This window comes from Neisseria sp., from assembly GCF_030523955.1.
In the GTDB taxonomy this organism is placed as follows: Bacteria; Pseudomonadota; Gammaproteobacteria; order Burkholderiales; family Neisseriaceae; genus Neisseria.
In genome coordinates, this window is sequence record NZ_JAUNHL010000055.1 from 1 (window position 1) to 18,206 (window position 18,206).

General features: G+C 56.1%; 13 protein-coding genes. 9 read left to right on the forward strand and 4 right to left on the reverse strand.

The window, feature by feature from the left end:
* Positions 1-59: 59 nt before the first annotated feature.
* From poxB to Q4C79_RS10670, 4 genes are all read right to left on the reverse strand, one after another.
* Positions 60-1,784, reverse strand: coding sequence for a ubiquinone-dependent pyruvate dehydrogenase (gene poxB / locus Q4C79_RS10655; protein WP_303090999.1), 1,725 nt, complete (start codon positions 1,782-1,784; stop codon positions 60-62).
* Between the two features lie 61 nt (positions 1,785-1,845).
* Complete coding sequence (locus Q4C79_RS10660) at positions 1,846-3,084, reverse strand: chloride channel protein (protein ID WP_303091000.1); 1,239 nt, start codon at positions 3,082-3,084, stop codon at positions 1,846-1,848.
* A 229-nt stretch (positions 3,085-3,313) separates the two neighbouring features.
* Positions 3,314-4,336 (reverse strand): FUSC family protein, encoded by a 1,023-nt coding sequence (locus tag Q4C79_RS10665; RefSeq protein ID WP_303091001.1) that lies wholly within the window; start codon positions 4,334-4,336, stop codon positions 3,314-3,316.
* Positions 4,337-4,485: 149 nt separating this feature from the next.
* The gene (locus Q4C79_RS10670; protein ID WP_303091002.1) at positions 4,486-6,147 is read right to left on the reverse strand and encodes an NAD-dependent malic enzyme; all 1,662 of its coding nucleotides are present in this window, start codon (positions 6,145-6,147) and stop codon (positions 4,486-4,488) included.
* Between the two features lie 235 nt (positions 6,148-6,382).
* Between Q4C79_RS10670 and Q4C79_RS10675 the strand changes: the two genes are divergently transcribed.
* The 9 genes from Q4C79_RS10675 (at position 6,383) to Q4C79_RS10715 (ending at position 18,157) form a co-directional block, all read left to right on the forward strand.
* A complete protein-coding gene (locus Q4C79_RS10675; RefSeq protein WP_303091003.1) occupies positions 6,383-6,739 on the forward strand; it encodes a helix-turn-helix domain-containing protein in 357 nt (118 codons plus the stop codon).
* A gap of 335 nt (positions 6,740-7,074) precedes the next feature.
* Positions 7,075-8,586 (forward strand): lysine--tRNA ligase, encoded by a 1,512-nt coding sequence (lysS, locus tag Q4C79_RS10680; protein WP_303091004.1) that lies wholly within the window; start codon positions 7,075-7,077, stop codon positions 8,584-8,586.
* 660 nt (positions 8,587-9,246) lie between these two features.
* Entirely contained in the window at positions 9,247-10,680 is a 1,434-nt protein-coding gene (locus tag Q4C79_RS10685; RefSeq protein WP_303091005.1) for an aminobutyraldehyde dehydrogenase, read from the forward strand.
* Between the two features lie 37 nt (positions 10,681-10,717).
* A complete protein-coding gene (locus tag Q4C79_RS10690; RefSeq protein WP_303091006.1) occupies positions 10,718-12,118 on the forward strand; it encodes an L-serine ammonia-lyase in 1,401 nt (466 codons plus the stop codon).
* 184 nt (positions 12,119-12,302) lie between these two features.
* Positions 12,303-13,769, forward strand: coding sequence for a YdiU family protein (locus tag Q4C79_RS10695; RefSeq protein ID WP_303091007.1), 1,467 nt, complete (start codon positions 12,303-12,305; stop codon positions 13,767-13,769).
* Between the two features lie 160 nt (positions 13,770-13,929).
* The gene (dusB, locus tag Q4C79_RS10700; protein ID WP_303091011.1) at positions 13,930-14,946 is read left to right on the forward strand and encodes a tRNA dihydrouridine synthase DusB; all 1,017 of its coding nucleotides are present in this window, start codon (positions 13,930-13,932) and stop codon (positions 14,944-14,946) included.
* Between the two features lie 89 nt (positions 14,947-15,035).
* The gene (locus Q4C79_RS10705) at positions 15,036-15,281 is read left to right on the forward strand and encodes a Fis family transcriptional regulator (protein ID WP_303091008.1); all 246 of its coding nucleotides are present in this window, start codon (positions 15,036-15,038) and stop codon (positions 15,279-15,281) included.
* Between the two features lie 87 nt (positions 15,282-15,368).
* Positions 15,369-16,946, forward strand: coding sequence for a bifunctional phosphoribosylaminoimidazolecarboxamide formyltransferase/IMP cyclohydrolase (purH, locus tag Q4C79_RS10710; RefSeq protein ID WP_303091009.1), 1,578 nt, complete (start codon positions 15,369-15,371; stop codon positions 16,944-16,946).
* Positions 16,947-17,350: 404 nt separating this feature from the next.
* A complete protein-coding gene (locus tag Q4C79_RS10715; RefSeq protein WP_303091010.1) occupies positions 17,351-18,157 on the forward strand; it encodes a hypothetical protein in 807 nt (268 codons plus the stop codon).
* The last annotated feature ends 49 nt before the right edge of the window (positions 18,158-18,206 follow it).

The following is an 18,206-nucleotide window of genomic DNA, read 5'->3' on the forward strand; positions in this document are numbered from 1 at the left end:
CGTGGGAGATTTTATGACTGCATTGCTACGGAGTTCTTATTTTAATTGACTATACATCGTCAGCGGAACAGATGGGTTTTCGCCAGCTCGATCACCTCATCGCCTCTGCCGTTCAAAATCGCCTTCAGCATGAACAAGCTGAAGCCCTTGGCCTGTTGCAGCTTGATGGCAGGCGGCATTGCCAGCTCCTGCGAGTTGACCACCGCGTCCACCAATACCGGCCCGGGATGGGCAAACGCCGTTTCCAGCGCGCCGTGCAGATCTTCCGAGCGTTCCACGCGGATGCCCTTGATGCCCACGGCTTCGGCCAGCGCGGCGAAGTTGGGGTTTTTCAGATCGGTGGCGTAATCCAGATAACCGGCGGCTTTCATCTCCATCGCCACAAAGCCCAGCGAATGGTTGTTGAGCACCACCAGTTTCACCGGCAGCTGCAACTGCACCAGTGTCAGCAGCTCGCCCATCATCATGGTCAAACCGCCGTCGCCGGACAGGCTGATCACTTGACGCGCCTTATCCACCGCCTGTGCGCCCATGGCCTGCAACATGGCGTTGGCCATCGAGCCGTGATTGAACGAACCGAGCAGCCGCCGCTTGCCGTTCATTTGCAGATAGCGCGCCGTCCACACCACCGGCGTGCCGACATCGGCGGCAAACACCGCATCATCGGCGGCCATGTCGCTCAAGGTTTTGGCCACAAATTGCGGGTGCATCGGCGTGCCTGCGCGGGCGGGTTTGGCCAGGTCATCCAGTTCCTGGCGTGTTTGGGCATAGTGTTTGAGCGCTTTATCTAGGAAACTGCGGTCGCTTTTCTGCTGGATAGCGGGCAGCAGCGCCTCCAGAGTTTCGGCGACACCGCCGATGATGCCTTGCGTGAGGGCAACATGCTTGCCCAGAGCCTGCGGATCAGTATCCACCTGAATCACGGTTTTGCCCTGCGGATAAAACGCGCGGTAGGGAAAAGCCGTGCCCAGCATCAGCAGCGTGTCGCAATCGAGCATAGCGTGGTAGCCGGAAGAAAACCCGATCAAGCCGGTCATGCCGACGTCGTAGGGGTTGTTCCACTCCACATATTCCTTGCCGCGAAACGCATGCACGATCGGCGCTTGCAATTTCTCGGCCAATGCCACCAATTGGCTGTGCGCACCCGCGCAACCGCTGCCGGCCAAAATGGTGATGCGGCCGGATTGGTTGAGCAGCTCGGCGGCACGTTCGATTTCGTCTGACGGCGGCAGGATGCGCGGTTGGGCCGGTTTGGCCCAATGCACGGCGGCGTGTTCCGGTGCCGGCAGCATGCCCACGTCGCCCGGCAATACCAGCACCGCCACGCTGCGTTTGCCTACTGCAACATTCAGCGCGCGCTGAAGGATTTCGGGCAGTTGCGCCGGATTGCTGATCAATTCGACAAAATCGCTACACTCGCGAAACAACTCCTGCGGGTGGGTTTCCTGAAAATAACCCAGCCCGATTTCGCTGGCCGGAATGTGCGAGGCAATCGCCAGCACGGGCACGCGGTTGCGCTTGCAGTCGAACAAGCCGTTGATCAGATGTAGATTGCCCGGGCCGCTGCTGCCCGCGCATACGGCCAACTCTCCGGTAATGGCCGCTTCCGCGCCGGCGGCAAAGGCGGCCGCTTCTTCGTGGCGTACGTGCATCCATTCGATGCGCCCGTCGCGGCGGATGCTGTCGTTCAAACCGTTGAGGCTGTCGCCGGTGATGCCCCACAGGCGTTTTACTCCGGCATTGGCCAGTGTTTCGACCAATAAATCGCTGATGGTTTTAGACATTTTTTCTCTCCTGAATAAAAGATTGATCTATACGGCTCCACAGCCGTGTTCTATGCGCCGCTTATGATTGCCGCACCTTTTCAGACGGCGTCACCCAACGGGCAACGGCCATCGCAGCGGCTACGGCGAAGGAAAGCGGCAGATAGGCGTCGAAATTTTGGCCGGTAAAGCCGACCACCAGTGCGAACGCGGTCAGCGGGGCGTTCATCGACACCGCCAGAAATGCCGCCGAGCCGGCCAGTGCGGCGGCGGTCGGGTCAAGCGTTGGCCAAATCATCTGCCCCAACAGGCCGAGGCATAAACCGGCGAGCGCACCGATGGCCAAGCCCGGGGTAAGCGTGCCGCCGTAGGCGCCGCTGCGCAGGCAGAGCAAAACCACGCCGGTTTTGGCGATAAGCAAAGCGGCGGCAATGCCCAAGCCGGTTCCCCAGTAGGCGGTTTGTGCGGCGGAGCGGCCGTTGCCCAAAATCTGCGGCAGCCAAACAGCGATTACGGCGGTCAGCAGAAACGCCGCCGGCAGCGTCCACAATAGCCGTTTGCCGCTGCATCGCCGCTGTTCGGCACGCTTGACCGAACGCCGGAACCATTCTGCGGGTGCCGCCACGGCCGCACCGATCATGATGGCGAGCACGATTTCGGTGCTGCCGCCGCCCATTTGTCCGACTTTGTAAAAGGTTTCGGAAGATACCGCGATGCGCGCCACCCATACGGCAACGGCGGAAACCGCCAGCGCAATGGCGGCATAATAGGCAGAAAACACACCCAGCAAAATTTCCAATGCAAACAAGACACCCGCAAACGGTACATGATACACCGCCGCCAGCCCGGCCGCCGCACCGCAGGCCACCAGCACCCGCCGCGTTTCGCCGTCCAAACCGGCGCATTCGGCAATACGGGTGGCGAACAGCGCCCCCAGTTCGCGCGGCGCCACTTCGCGCCCGACCGGTGCGCCGCAGCCGACCGCTGCAATCTGCAATATGGCGTGTGTGATGCTTTCCGGCAGCGGGGGACGTCGGCCATTGCCGCTGCCCGCCACCATGGCACCAATCGCTGCCAGCGGGCGGCCTTTGCTTTGCAGCAGCGCCCAACCGGCACCCACCAATACGCCGCCCGCCAGCATGGCGATGATGCGCTGTTGCGGTGTGGTGCCTTCGGTAACGATGCGCAATTGTACTTCGCTGTGGCCGAACGCCAGATATTCGATGCCGTGGATCAACCAGGTCAGTGCCGCAGCGCCCAAGCCGGCGGCGATGCCAGTAAGAATAACGGCGCAAAACAGCGGCAGGTGTTTGAATGTCATGAATGGCTTTCGCTTTGAGATACGGGCTGTCAATATTCGGTAATCGTGTTCAGACAGGCATTTTAGACGGCCTGAAACCTTTGCAAAACCTCCAGATACGGATGCCGTTCAAGGCGTAGCGGCGCACAACACCGCCATGCGCCGCAGATGGTGGTTTGCAGAAGTCTCGGCACAGTACCCGTTTCTTTATTTGACCAACATTGCTGCCGAGTAAACCGGTTCCGTTCGGTTATTGGCCGCTGCCCCTGTCTTTTTCGTTATGGCCCAGAATACCGAACAGCCAGCCCGACACCAGCGCCGTCGCACCGCCGAGCAGGGTGGCTTCGATGCGGTGTTCGGTGGCGGCCAGCGGATCGCCATGGCCGATGGCGAACAGGAACACGATGGTGGCGGATATGGCGGTAGTCAGCAAGGCGTATTGGGCACGCTGCACGGCCAAGGCCGTGGCGGCGGACACCGTCGTGGCCAGCATCATTAACGGCAGGCTGTCGTGCAGCAGGTACACCGTGAACGTGGCCAAGGCGCAGCCCGCTACGGTGCCGACCATGCGGTGCAGGCTGCGGGAGACGGTGGCAGCCGCTTCCGGACGCAAAATCATCACGGCGGCTATCGCCGCCCAATAATCGTTGCTTAAACCGATATGGCGCGCCATCCACAAAGCGGCGGTTACCGCCACGGCCGCAGCCAGCGAAAAACGCCACAACATATTCGCCGGCAGCCGCTGCGCAGGCTTGGCCGGCAGCGGCGGAGAATGGCGGACGAAAAAGCGGGCCGTCAGCGCGGTAAACAGAATCTGGATGCCGCCGCCGGCCAGCATCAAACCGCCGCGCTGCAAGGCGGCTTGCCAGTCGCTCGGGTAATAGCCCGCAATCAGATAGGCGCAGACGGTTTGCAGCGTCACCCACCACCAGCTGTTGTAGCTGCTCAAGGCGGCGCAAACCGCCGTCAGCAACGCCGCCACGGCAAACGCCGGCAAACCGTGTCCGCCGATAAGCGAACCGATGACACCCGCCAGTGCCATACCGGCGCAGGCAGCCGTCATGGCGCCCCAGCGGAAACGGCCCAGCGCGTGTGCCGCGCCGAAGGCGGTGGAAAACGCCGCACCGGCCATCACCATCACCGCCTTGTCGTCCCACTCCGCCGCCAGCAGCAATACCAGCAGCAGCGCAGGCGCACCCAGCCATGCCTGCTGATAGTAAATCTGCCCGGGCCAGCCGTGCTGCTGCAAACGCTGTCGCAAAAAAGTCCACATGATTTATGCTTTCTGTCGAATTCCAGTAGTGCTTTGACTGATGCTTGGCAGTATATCGAAGCGGGCAACTTTGTAAAATGAACTGCTTTTCAGACAGGCAAAATACCATAAGGCCGTCTGAAATGTTACAGACGGCCTCGATGTGTAACTTAAACATCCAGTTTCGGATACACCGGCTGCCACATGGCATCCTGTACGGCCTGCACCCAGTTGTCGGACTGTTTGCTTGCCACGCCGTCTTTAACCGCCTGTTTGGCCACCGCCACCGCCACGGTGGCGGAAGAAGCGCGCAGATTATCGACCGGCGGCAGCAGCGATGCGCCCACATCGGTGGGGTTCACTTGCGAGGCCACCGCTTCGGCGGCGGCCAGCAGCATACCGTCGGTCACGTGTTTGGCGCCGGAAACAATGATGCCGAGGCCCAAACCGGGATAGAGCAAAGCGTTGTTGCCTTGGCCGATCTGGTAATTGACGCCGTTGTACGCCACGGGCGGCACGGGAATGCCGGTAGCGATCAGCGCCTTGCCGTCCGACCAGCGCACCGCATCCTCCGGCATCACTTCGATGCGCTCGGTGGGGTTGGACAGCGGCAGCAGAATCGGCCGCTCCACGCCGGCGGCCAGGGCTTTCACCACCGCTTCATTGAATGCGCCGTGGTCGGTGGAGGTGCCGATCAGAATGGTGGGCTTGATTTGCTTCACGGTTTCCAGCAGGCCGATTTTGTCGCCGTTCTTGCCTTTTTCACGTGCCCAAGCAGCCACTTCGGCGGCGGGGCGTGCGTATTCCTGCTGGTAGTCGGGCAAATCCTGCAAGTCGTCGGTCACCAGGCCGTTGATGTCGATCAGCCACACGCGCTTTTTCGCTTCTTCGCGGCTCAAGCCTTCGCGCTCCATCGCCGCGCTGATTTGATCCGCCATGCCGGTGCCTGCCGTGCCTGCGCCGTACACCAGCAGGCGCTGTTCGGCAAACGTCTGTTTGGTGACTTTCAAACCGGAAATGACGGCGGCCATCACAATCGCGCCGGTGCCCTGCATATCGTCGTTGAAAATCCGATACTGATCGCGGTTTTGCACCAGAATGCGGCGCGCGTTGGAGGGGCCGAAGTCCTCGAAATGCAGCAGCGCATCGGGGAACAGCTCGGCGGCGGTTTTCAGATAGGCATCAATCATTGCGTCGTAACGCTCGCCGCGCACGCGGGCATGGCGGTTGCCGAGATACGCCGGATCATTGAGCAGCGCTTCGTTGTCGGTGCCCACGTCCAGATTCACCGCAATCACGCGCGAGGGGTCGATGCCGGCGGCGGCGGTGTAAACGGCCAGTTTGCCGACGGAAATATCGGTGCCGTTCACGCCCCAGTCGCCGATACCCAGGATTTCTTCGGCATCGGAAACCACGATCAAATCCACATCGTCCGCGCCCAAACCCAAGGTTTCAAACGAAGCGCGGATGCTTTCCGGGTGGTTGATGTCCAGATACACCGCGCGGCTGCGGCGGTAGTCGCGGCTCCATTTTTTGATCGCTTCGCCCACGGTCGGGTCGTACACAATCGGCAGCATTTCGGCCAGATGCTCGGTGAGCAGCTTGTAATACAGCACTTCGTTGCGGTTGTGCAGCTGGTCGAGAAAAATGTATTTTTCGATATTCTTTTCGTATTCGGAAAACTGGCCGTAAGCACGTGCCGCCTGTTGATCCAGCGTTTCCACCGCAGCGGGCAGCCTGCCGGTGAGACCGAGTTTGGCGCGCTCTTCCTGCGTGAACGCCGTGCCGCGGTTGGTGAGGGGGTTTTTGAGGATGTCGGGGTTTTTGCTCACGGTGCAGCTCCTTTTGAGGTTTGGGCAATCGGAATAATTGTTCAGTTGAGACGATACTGCAAAGAAATTTTCCGCCATCTTAAAAAAGATTAGCCGAATCCAATCCAATGATAACGCAACCGATTATAGGCCTGCGCAGTCAAACTAAAAAGGCGGTTTAACGTATTTTAAAGTTCTTAACCTACTGGTTGTAAGAGTTGAATATCCGCCTTTTCACGTTGAACGAGGCAGAGCCATGAAACTCAATCTGAACCACAGCGAAATCAACCGCCGCATCGGCAAAACCATCGCCAAATACCGCCAGCAAAGCGGCTACACGCAGGAACAGGTGGCCGAAATCCTGCAAATCGGCAACGAAGCCGTATCGCGCATGGAACGCGGCCTGATTATGCCCAATGTTGCACGGCTGATGGAGTTGGCGGAGATTTTCCAATGCACCGCCGCCGACCTCATCGCCGACGGCAGCCCGCGCCTGTTCGACAAAACCCATCATCTGCATCTGATGATGTCGGAATTGACCGAACACGACCGCGAACTGATGCTGCACTTTCTGGAACGTTTTACCCTGCGGCTCAAACAGGCACAGGCGTAACATCGCAGTTTCGATATCCGGTTGCCTATGGTTGGCGGCAAGCGCTGAAGGAAACGGCAATGCCTGTCTGAAAACTTGTTTCCTTTCGAAAACAAGTTTTCAGACAGGCATTGCCTTAAAAAACTAGCGTAACCGTTCCGTCATACCCGGGCGGGCCACGAGTAGGGCTGCACTTTTTCTTGAAGTTGCTTGGTTATCCGCCTTGGACGATCTTTGCATTTGGGTTTTGCAAATGTTCCAGGCTTTTAAAAACAGTGGAAAAAGCGTAAAATTCCCGCCCAATTATTCATTTACGCAGGCAGTGTTCGGCTGCCTGTTTTTCATAGGCAAACAAAATGAGTGCACAACAACCGCAAAACGAAGAACTTCAGCTCGACGAAAACCAGATTATGGCACTGCGCCGCGAGAAACTGCAGGCGCTGCGTACCGCAGGCATCGCCTTCCCCAACGATTTTAGGCGCGATGCTTTCGCCGGCGATTTGCAGGCGCAATACGGCGCGCTGGAAAAAGCCGAACTCGATCCGCAGGAAATCCCCGTCAAAATCGCCGGCCGCATGATGCTGCAACGCGCCATGGGCAAGGCCAGCTTCGCCACCGTGCAAGACGTGAGCGGCCAGATTCAGGTGTATGTGAACAATCAGGGCGTGGGCGAAGAGGCGCACAACGCCTTCAAACATTGGGATTTGGGCGACATCATCGGCGTGGAAGGCACCTTGTTCAAAACCAACCATGGCGAATTGACCGTGCGTGCCGCCAAGCTGCATTTGCTCACCAAATCGCTGCGCCCGCTGCCCGACAAACACAAAGGCTTAACCGACCAAGAGCAGAAATACCGCCAGCGCTATGCCGACCTGATTACCAACGCCGATTCGCGCGATACCTTTATCAAACGCAGCCGGATCATTCAGGCCGTGCGCAACTATATGGTGGGCGAGCGCTATCTCGAAGTGGAAACCCCGATGATGCACCCGATTCCCGGCGGCGCCACGGCCAAGCCCTTCGTTACCCACCACAACGCGCTCGATATGCCGCTTTACCTGCGCATCGCCCCCGAGCTGTATCTGAAACGGCTGGTGGTGGGCGGCCTGGAGCGCGTGTTTGAAATCAACCGCAGCTTCCGCAACGAAGGCATGAGCACCCGCCACAACCCCGAATTCACCATGATGGAATTCTACGAAGCCTTCTGCACCTACGAGCGCATGATGGAAATGACCGAAGGCGTGATCCGCCATGCCGCAAAAGCCGTGTGCGGCACCGCCAAAATCAGCTACAACGGTAAAGAAATCGATCTGGAAAGCCCGTTCGAGCGCCTGACCATTCTGGACGCCATCAAAAAATACAACCCGCACTACACCGAAGAACAATTGAACGACGCCGAATGGCTGAAACAAGAAATCGTAAAACACGGCGAAAAAATCCCGCCCTCGCCCGGCATCGGCAGCCTGCAACTGGCCTTGTTTGAAGGCTGCGCCGAAGGCAAGCTGTGGAACCCGACCTTTATCATCGACTACCCGGTCGAAGTTTCCCCGCTGGCGCGCGCTTCCGACACCAAGCCCGGCTTAACCGACCGCTTCGAGCTGTTTGTCGTCGGCCGCGAGCTGGCCAACGGTTATTCGGAATTGAACGATCCCGAAGACCAAGCCGCCCGTTTCAAAGCGCAAGTGGCGCAAAAAGACGCGGGCGACGATGAAGCCATGCACTACGACGCCGACTACATCCGCGCGATGGAATACGGCCTGCCCCCCACCGGCGGCAGCGGCATCGGGTTGGACCGCTTAGTGATGCTGATTACCGATGCGCAAAGCATCCGCGATGTGATTCTGTTCCCGCAAATGCGCCCGGAATAAGGGCATTTGTTGTTTCAATAGCAAGGAATCGAGAGAATGCCTGTCTGAAAATATTTTTCAGACAGGCATTTTTTTGACGTCTAGGGATAGGGCTTGGCAGATTTTAGGTAAACGTTTTCCGGTCGGCAGGCGTTTGGCCCTCTCCCCGGCCTTCCCCCGTGGGGGAGGGAGGTACGTTTGCTGTCGGGTTTCAAATGGTTGGCAATATCATATGTTTGGTTTTGTTTGCGCCGCCAATATCAGGCCTGTCTGAAAAGCGATTAACACCAGCCGCTTATTCCCTCTCTCGTGGGAGAGGGTTAGGGAGAGGGCTTGGCGGCAAGTAAACAAACAGATTTCATGCAGAGAATGCCTGTCTGAAAACATAGCTTCGCCAAAATATGCAAGCTTTGTTTTCAGACAGGCATTTTGTTCCTTGCCCGTTTTTGCGCCGATTATATTAATAATGTCCATTAAGCTTTGATTTTAGTCGGATAAAGGCAATTTCTGTTTTATTTCCCGGCTACTATAAATCTGTTCCGCCGCGAAAATATCCGGTTGCCCAACACGGTAAATGCCGATCGGCGATTGACAGCGCACAACGGCTTCTGCATATTGTTGGTTAGCTTCAACCGTAAGCTATTCATTCTTAGAGAAAGCTGAAACCAAGGAGAAACCGAAATGGGCTTTACCACACTGAAAAACTTTATTAACGGCCAAGCAGTGGCCGCCCAAAGCAGCGATACCTTCGAATTAATCAGCCCGGTAGACGGCCAGGTGAACGGCGTGTCGCCCAAATCGGGAGCGGATGATATAGAAGCCGCTTATCAGGCGGCGCTGGCGGCGTTTGCCTCTTGGCGCAAAACCACGCCTTCTCAACGGCAGAAGGCTCTGTTGGCGATTGCCGACGCTTTCGAAGTGCGCGCCCAAGAGCTGATTGACGCACAGTGCCGCAATACCGGCCAACTCAAGCATTTTGTCGCATCGGAAGAAGTGGCGGTGTGCGCCGACCAAATCCGCTTTTTCGCCGGTGCCGCCCGCATTCTTGAAGGCCGTGCCAGTGGCGAATATATGGCGGGTATGAATTCCACCATCCGCCGAGAGCCTTTGGGCGTGATCGCGCAAGTGGCACCGTGGAACTATCCGCTGATGATGGCGGTATGGAAAGTGATTCCGGCAATTGCCGCGGGCAATACCGTGATTCTGAAGCCGAGCGACACCACGCCGGAGAGCACTTTGCTATTTGCCCGGATTGCCGCCGAAAGCCTGCCGCCGGGCGTGTTTAACGTGATATTGGGTGATGCGGCTACCGGCGAAATGCTGGTGAGCCAACCGGGCGTTTCTATGGTGTCGATTACCGGTTCGGTGCGTGCAGGCAAGGCCGTGGCCGCCGCTGCCGCACAGAATCTGGCGCGAGCGCACCTCGAATTGGGCGGCAATGCGCCGGTGGTGGTGTTTGAAGATGTGGAAGACATCGATGCCGCTGCCGAACACATCGTTACCACCGGCTGTTTCAACGCCGGCCAAGACTGCACAGCAGCCACCCGCGTGCTGGTGGCCGACAGCCTGCACGACCGTTTCTTGGCCGCCTTGGTGGAAAAGGCACAAGCGGTGCGCTGCGGCAAGCCGGACGATACCGATGCGCTTTACGGCGCACTAAACAATGCGCGCCAATTGGCTCATGTGGAAAAATTTATGGCCAATCTGGGCGCACACGCCAAAATCGAAACCGGCGGCAAACGCGCGGGCGAGAGCGGTTTTTACTTCGAGCCGACCATTATTTCCGGTGTGAAACAAGACGATGATATCGTGCAAAACGAAGTGTTCGGCCCGGTGATTACCGTGCAGCGCTTCAGCGATGATGACGATGCGTTGGCCAAAGCCAACGACGTGGTATACGGCTTGGCCGCCAGCGTGTGGACCAGCAACCACAAACGCGCGCAACGTTTTTCGGCCGAATTGAATTTCGGTACCGTTTGGATCAACACCCATATCCCGCTGACGGCGGAAATGCCGCACGGTGGTTTCAAACAGTCGGGCTACGGCAAAGACTTGTCGATGTACGGATTCGAGGAATACACCCGGATCAAGCATGTGATGAGCGCGGTAGACTGACACCGGCAATCATAAAAAGATAAGGAATAGAGTTGAGATGATTAGTATTTTTGATATTTTTAAAATCGGCTTGGGACCTTCCAGCTCGCATACTGTCGGGCCGATGAAGGCTGCCGCCGAATTTGTCGAAAATCTGCAAAAAGACGGTAAAAGCGATAAAGTTGCGCGCATTGTCGCCGAAACTTACGGCTCACTGGCCTTAACCGGCCAAGGCCACGGTACCTTCGACGCCATTTTGCTCGGCTTGGAAGGCAGTCTGCCGCACAATGTGCCGCTGGCCGATATTCCCGAGCGGCTGGAGCGTATCCGCAGCCGTCACGAGCTACATCTCAACGGCCGCACCATGCGCTTCGAGCCGGAAAAAGACTTGCTGATACACGGCGACGAATTGTTGCCCAAGCATCCGAACGGTATGCGGTTTACCGCTTACGATGCCGAAGGCAAGGAATTGGCAAGCCAGGTGTACTATTCCATCGGCGGCGGTTTCGTGGTAACCGATGAAAACTTCGGTCACGAAACCGTTACCGCGGTAGAAGTGCCGTATCCGTTCAAAAACGCCACCGAACTCTTGGCGCTCTGCCGCAGCAACCAGCTCAGTATTTCCGAATTGACCTTGGCCAACGAAATGGCGTTGGGCAATTGTAGCGAGGCCGAAGTGCGGGCACGAGTGGCCGGCATTGCCGAAGCGATGGAAGCGTGTATCAAGCGCGGAATGGGCGCCGAAGGCGAACTGCCGGGCGGGTTGAACGTACGCCGCCGTGCCCCGCAATTGGCGGCCAAACTCAAGGCTCTGCGCAAAACCGAGATTGTGAACACCCAGCTTTGGCCGATGGTGTTTGCGATGGCGGTAAACGAAGAAAACGCCGCCGGCGGCCGGGTGGTTACTGCCCCCACCAACGGTGCGGCGGGGATTATTCCGGCGGTGCTGCATTACTACCGCAAATTCAATCCGCATGCCACCCAGCATTTGGTGGAGGATTTCCTGCTTACCGCCGGCGTGATTGGTATTTTGTATAAAACCAATGCGTCGATTTCCGGCGCCGATGTCGGCTGTCAGGGCGAAGTGGGCGTTGCCTGCTCGATGGCGGCGGGCGCTTATGCCGAGGTAATCGGCGGTACCCCGCAACAGGTGGAAAATGCGGCGGAAATGGCGATGGAACACCATTTGGGCCTCACCTGCGACCCGGTCGGCGGTTTGGTGCAGATTCCCTGTATCGAGCGCAACGGCATCGCCGCCGAAACCGCGCTGAAGCTCGGCGCGATGGCATTGCTGGAAGACGGCAGCAACAAAAAGGTATCGTTGGATATGGTGATTGAAACCATGTTGCAAACCGGCCGTGATATGAAAGCATCTTATAAAGAAACTTCATTGGCCGGTTTGGCCGCCACCATGAAGCACAAAGCGATACCGATTTCGGTGCGCGTGGTGGAATGCTGATTGTTGTTGAATAAACTTTGTAAAACGGGCGGTTGCTGCTTGATGGCGGCGCAAACCGCCCGTTGTTTTTTGGGGATTTGCGTCTATATTGAAAGCATCTGGAAAATAATAAGCATCCTGCCCGGTAAGCCGGTATCGATGATAGATGAACTAACAATATCCCATAAAATAACGGAAAGCACACATGTCACACATCCCTTTTTTAAAACCCGCCGCTTTTACAGGCCTGTCTGAAGCGTTTTACCGCTACATTGCGCCCGATCCGCTTAACCGGCCTTATTGGGTGGACAAAAATATCCCCTTGGGCGAGCAGCTGGGTTTTCCCGCCGACAATTGGGACGAGGGCATGCTGCACTATCTGGGCGGCAGCGCCGCACACTACGATCCGGCACCGTTTGCCACGGTTTACAGCGGCCATCAGTTCGGCGGTTATACCCCGCAATTGGGCGACGGCCGTGCCTTGTTAATCGGTGAATCGCAGGATGCCGAGGGTAAGGGCTGGGAGTGGCAGCTCAAAGGGGCGGGCAAAACGCCGTTTTCCCGCTTCGCCGATGGCCGCGCGGTGCTGCGTTCCAGCATCCGCGAATATTTGTGTTCCGAGGCCATGCACGGTTTGGGCATTCCGACTACCCGCGCACTGGCGATTGTCGGCAGTGACGATGCGGTGTACCGCGAGCAGCAGGAAACCGCCGCAGTGGTAACCCGTATTGCGCCGAGTTTTATCCGTTTCGGCCATTTCGAATATTTTTACCATACCGGCCAACACCAATATCTGGCACCACTGGCCGATTTCCTGATTGAGCGTCATTATCCCGAGTGCAAACAGGCGGAAAATCCGTATTTGGCATTGTTTGACGCGATCTGCGAACGCAGCGCCCGCTTGGTGGCCGACTGGCAGGCGGTGGGTTTTACCCACGGCGTGCTCAATACCGATAATATGTCGGTGCTGGGGCTCACCATCGATTATGGCCCGTTCGGCTTTATGGATACTTTCGACCGCCGTTATGTACCCAACCATTCCGACACCGGCGGGCGTTATGCCTACAACGAGCAGCCCTATATCGTACAGTGGAACCTCTCGCGCGCCGGCTCCGCTTTTCTGCCATTATGTGATAAAGAAGGCTTGGTGGCGGCGCTCGACCGCTTCCCCGAGCAATACCGGCAGGCCTATCTGAAAAATATGCGCGCCAAACTCGGCTTGTCGGAAGCAAAAGAGAACGACAGTGAATTGATTGCCGATCTACTCGAGTTGTTGCAGGGCAGGGCGGACTTTACCCTGTTTTTCCGCTACCTTTCAGAAGTGGGCAACGTGCATGACGACCCGCTGCCGCAGCGCTTAACCGGCTTGTTCGCCGAAGATGCGCAGCGGCCTTTGCAATTGTGGATAGGGCGTTACCGTCAGCGGCTGCGTGCGGAAAACAGCGGGCACGAAGCACGCCGGGAGAGAATGAATGCGGCCAATCCGCTTTATGTCTTGCGCAATTATTTGGCAGAACAGGCCATTCGGTTGGCACAAGCAGGTGATTACCGCGAAATCGAACGTTTGCGCGAATGCCTGTCTGAACCGTTTACCGAGCAGCCGCGTTTTGCCGATTTTGCCGAAGTGCCGCCCGAGTGGGCCAGCGAAATTTGCCTCAGTTGCTCAAGTTAGAAAAAACACCCGCAAAAGCAAATGGCTTGCGGGTGTTTTTATGCCGGCGGCAAGCAAAAATGAAACGTAAAAAACCGTTATGCCGGCATGACAATTCTGCTTAAAAATTGTACAATAAGCCCTCATAAAAACACCCGAACACATACTTCTACACATCATGATGCACATCGGCGGATACCGCATTGATATTCCAGTGGCGCTGGCGCCGATGGCCGGTATTACCGATAAGCCGTTCCGCCGTTTGGCGCGGGCATACGGTGCCGGTTATGCCGTTAGCGAAATGATTTCCGACGATCCCTCGTTGCGGCATACCCGCAAAACCCTGCGCCGCAGCGACCACAGCGGCGAAGCGGGGCCGATAGCGGTGCAAATCGCCGGCAGCGATCCCGAGCAGCTGGCCGAAGCCGCCCGTTACAATGTGGCGGCCGGAGCCGAGATTATCGATATCAATATGGGTTGCCCTGCCAAAAAAGTCTGCAATGTACTGGCCGGCAGCGCCTTGTTGCAAAACGAAGAATTGGTCGGCCGGATTTTACGCGCGGTGGTACGGGCGGTGGATGTTCCCGTTACCCTGAAAACCCGCCTGGGTTGGGACGACGAACACAAAAACATCCTCACCGTTGCCAAAATGGCCGAAGATGCCGGCATCGCCGCATTGGCGGTGCACGGGCGTACCCGTACCCAAATGTATAAAGGCGAAGCCGCCTACGGCCTGATTGCCGAAGTGAAACAGCAAACCGGCTTGCCTTTGTGGGTGAACGGTGATTTGACCAGCCCGCAGAAAGCCGCCGAAATCCTGCGCCAAACCGGCGCCGACGGCGTAATGATCGGCCGTGCCGCACAAGGCCAGCCTTGGTTGTTTCGCGATACGGCGCATTATCTGGCCGAAGGCAGCTTGCCCGAGCCACCCTCTTTCGCCGAAGCGACCGCTACGGTGCTGGAGCATATCGGTGAAATGCATGCGTTTTACGGCGAAACCGCCGGCGTACGCATCGCCCGCAAACACATCGGCTGGTATCTGGCACGTTTGGAAGGCGGCGAACCGATGCGCCGTGAAATCAATGTGCTGGAAAGCGCCGCCGCGCAATACGACGCACTGGCCGGATTTCTCGAGCGGCAAAACCTGAGCGTGTGGCCGACCGATTACCGCGAAGATGCCCTGAACCATACCCGATAGAAAAATCAGGCCTGTCTGAAAAATAAGTGTTTCTTTTTCAGACAGGCATTCCATTCAGCCTCATTCCAATAAAGATAAAGAGAATAATCATGCCAAACCGAGTGCCCGACATTGCCCACACCATAGAACAAAACCTAAACCAATACTTCCGCACCTTAGACGGCGAGCCCGCGCAAGGGGTATACGATATGGTGTTGCATCAGGTGGAAAAGCCGATGCTGCGCTGCGTGATGGCGCAATGCGGCGGCAACCAGAGCAAGGCCGCCGCCATGTTGGGGCTGAACCGCAATACTTTGCGCAAGAAATTGCTGGAACACGGTTTATTAGAAGTATAAAACTGCCGGCCGCTCGAATGCTGAGAATTCGGGCGGCTTTTTATGATTGTTGTCCCCGTTATTTGTTAGCTAAAAGGAACCCCATCCATGGCGACTGTAAAACGTGCCCTTATCAGCCTGTCCGACAAAACAGGCGTTGTCGAATTCGCCCAATCGCTCGATAAACTCGGCGTGGAGATTCTTTCCACCGGCGGCACCGCCAAACTGCTGGCCGACGCCGGCGTACCGGTTATCGAGGTGGCCGATTACACCGGCTTCCCCGAAATGCTCGACGGCCGCGTCAAAACGCTGCACCCGAAAATCCACGGCGGCATCCTCGGCCGCCGCGATTTGGACGAGCACGTTGCCAAAATGGAAGAGCACGGCATCGGCAACATCGATCTGGTGTGCGTGAACCTTTATCCGTTTGCCGCCACCATCGCCAAACCCGGCTGCACGCTGGAAGACGCGATTGAAAACATCGACATCGGCGGCCCCACCATGGTGCGCTCCGCCGCCAAAAACTGGAAACACGTCGCTATCGTTACCGACAACGGCGATTTCGCCGCAGTCGTCGAAGAGTTGCAAAACAACGGCGGCAAGCTGGGCGACAAAACCCGCTTCAACCTTTCGCGCAAAGCCTTCAGCCATACCGCCCAATACGACGGCATGATTTCCAATTATTTAACCAGCGTGTCGGAGGAAAAACTTTCGGGCGAGCCGGAAATCCGCGAATTCCCCGAACAGTTCAACCAAAGCTGGGTGAAAGTACAGGAAATGCGCTACGGCGAAAACCCGCACCAGCAAGCCGCGTTCTATCGTGACCTGTATCCTGCCGCCGGCAGCCTGGCCGCCTACAACCAGTTGCAGGGCAAAGAATTGTCTTATAACAACATCGCCGATGCCGACGCGGCTTGGGAAGCGGTTAAAGCGTTTGATGCCCCCGCCTGCGTCATCGTGAAACACGCCAATCCCTGCGGCGTGGCGGTGGCCGATACCCCGCTCAACGCCTACAAACTGGCGTTCGCCACCGACACCACCAGCGCGTTCGGCGGCATCATCGCCTTTAACCGCGAAGTGGACGCCGAAACCGTAGAAGCCGTTACCGGCCAATTCCTCGAAGTGCTGATGGCGCCGAAATTCACCGACAAAGCCAAAGAAATCATCGCCGCCAAGAAAAACGTGCGCGTGCTGGAAGTGCCGCTGCTGGCCGGTGCCAACCGCTTCGAACTCAAACGCGTGGGTGGCGGCCTGTTGGTGCAAACGCCCGATACCCACCGCATCCGCCGCGAAGATTTGAAAGTGGTGAGCAAACGCCAACCGACCGAGCAGGAATGGGCGGATTTGATGTTTGTGTGGAACGTGGCGAAGTTCGTGAAATCCAATGCCATCGTGTTCGGCAAAGGCGGCCAAACCTACGGCATCGGCGCAGGGCAAATGAGCCGTGTCGACTCCACCCGCATCGCTGCACGCAAAGCGCAAGACGGTGGCTTCGATCTGAACGGCGCCTGTGCTGCTTCCGACGCCTTCTTCCCGTTCCGCGACGGCATAGATGTGATTGCCGAACAGGGCATCAAAGCCATCATCCATCCCGGCGGCTCGATGCGCGACCAAGAAGTGTTCGACGCGGCCGACGAACACGGTATCGCCATGGTGCTCACCGGCGTGCGCCATTTCCGCCATTAAGCGTTATCCAACCGGAAAAAGCCTGAGAACTTTGCAAAATTCTTTTCGATACCTGAAAACACTTGCGTCATGCTCGGGCTTGACCCGAGCATCTTTTGGTTTTGAAAGAAAAAGCAGATACTCGGGTCAAGCCCGAGTATGACGAGATATCAATAAATTCAGGATTAAAAAGTTTTTGCAAAGGTCTCAGCCTGTCTGAAAATTTTTCAGACAGGCTTTTTAAAAATTCTGCGCTATGCCCGAGCATGGCGAAAAAGTGATTAATGAATCTGCTATAAATGTGTAGTCAAAATCTTCATTTTATAGGAGGCCAATCAATTGGGTATTAGAATAAGATATTCATTTAATTAAATAATATTGTTGTATATTTTAAGGGCAAGATTTATTGAGAAGCCTAAGGGGTAATGATGGCATCGGTAATTTTTATATTGGTTGTACTGTTGATTTATTATTTTGAAATCAAATGGCGGAAAAAACACAACAAGCCTTTGAATAAAGGCAAGCCGATTGATGGCGGGCAGTATATTGTGTTTTGGGTGCTGGGTAGTGTGCTTGTAGTAGTTACCAGTTTTTTTATTGCTTTGTTTTTAGAGAAATACTGGGATCCGATTCATGTTGGCTCTTATCTAATCTTTGAATATACCTTGCGTGATATTTATATTGGTTACGTATCATCTGAGCCGGATATTTTAAAGTCGGTTATGTTTTGGGAGATAAATACTAATAATGCTCTGACGTTATCCGAGAGGGCTTTTGTCAATTCTATTATTCAACATATTGAGAACCAGAAAACAATACCTTATGAATTAATTATTCAAACAGATGTAAATGCAATTTCTCGTCTCAGTCTATATAGGCTGCATATTCTAATCGTAACAGTATTTGCCTTAATATTCGGCCGAAAATTTATTTACGCACCTTTTTTTGAAATGACGAAAACAGAGGGCTTTGCCGTTCACAGATTCAGCTTGCTGCTTCGGATAGGGGTATCTGCTTTATTTATCTTTGGCTGGATATGGGTTGTTTTTGTGGTACCGATGCACAGCACCGATTGTCCGACACGGGCGATGTCTTTTTGGTGCTCGAATTTAGGCGCAAAAAGTACGCCTTATATCAAGTTTCCCACCTTATTGCTGTTTTACTGGATGTTTTTGTTGATATTGATTAATGCCATGACCCAAGCGATTTTGAACGAATTGGGTTATGTATAGTGAATTAAAATAAGAATTCCAAACTTTACTCCCCCCTTACCAGCAGAAA